The sequence below is a fragment of the Eubacterium ramulus ATCC 29099 genome, assembly GCF_000469345.1.
GTDB classification, from domain to species: Bacteria; Bacillota; Clostridia; order Lachnospirales; family Lachnospiraceae; genus Eubacterium_I; species Eubacterium_I ramulus.
Genome location: NZ_KI271113.1, coordinates 17,092 through 18,088, shown reverse-complemented (window position 1 = coordinate 18,088; position 997 = coordinate 17,092). Strand labels below are relative to the sequence as shown.

Below are 997 nucleotides of genomic sequence, written 5' to 3'. Positions count from 1 at the left end.
CATCCGTATAAGCAACATCAATTTCCTTGGTTCCTATATTGTACTGAATCTTTGCATCGTTGGAACCGGTGATTCGGTTATAGCATTGCTCCATCGCAGAAAAAACTGCTTCCAGCTCCGGTACAGGTCCATACCCATTTTCCTGATTCTGGTATTTTTGCACTGTCATTTTTAAGAACCAGTTCATCATCAATTTGATATTTGCTGTTCCGCTCATACAATCAATGTAACCATTTGTTCTTGTATTTTTTTCAAAAATGTCCGTCTGCTTTTCACGATGATAATCCCACAGTCTGCCTGTACCATAATAAACAATGATCGGCAGCAGTAATGAAGTATCCCCTTCCTGGAGCCGTTTCTGGTAATCTGATGCAACTTCCAGGATCTGTTTGGCATCTTTTATCGTGGTTTTCCCTTTTGCAGTATTTAGCGTTCTCTCCCAGTAAATCTCCGGTCTTTCATCCAACTGTGCCCATGCACCTATCCGAACCGGATACTGTGGCTGCACGTTATCGGTACTTCCGATCTTATATGCCTTCAGATGAGCACTTTCCTTCGTAATATTCATGGCTTTTGCTCCATCAAAAGCTGTAAACATGGTGCTCATTGCAATGGCAATGCTTTCCAACAGAGATGTTTTTCCGGCACCATTCGCACCAACAACCAATGTCAGTTTCTTTTGTAAGTCAGCCTCGACTTTTTCAAAACATCTAAAATTCTCTAAAGAAATCTTTTTCAGATACACTTTCTCTGCCTCCTGCACACATCATTTTACAGATGCGCTTCCATCTCCTTTTTACATATTTAATAGTATATACTATTGTTACAAATCAATCAATTTATTTTGAAAGCTTTCTATGCTTCCATCAGATCAACTTCTAAAAATAGAGTTGCTCCATTGCTTTTGTCCGGCTCAGGAACCCAATATAAAATACTCTCACGACTACTTAATATCGGGTTGGTCTTCAATGACATATTTTTCATTGATTTCTCCAAA

Annotated in this window: 1 protein-coding gene; it reads right to left on the bottom strand. The window is 39.2% G+C overall.

From position 1 onward, the window contains the following. A partial coding sequence (locus tag HMPREF0373_RS16935) for an AAA family ATPase (protein WP_167618636.1) occupies positions 1-745 on the bottom strand: 745 nt, incomplete at its 3' end. Positions 746-997 lie beyond the last annotated feature (252 nt).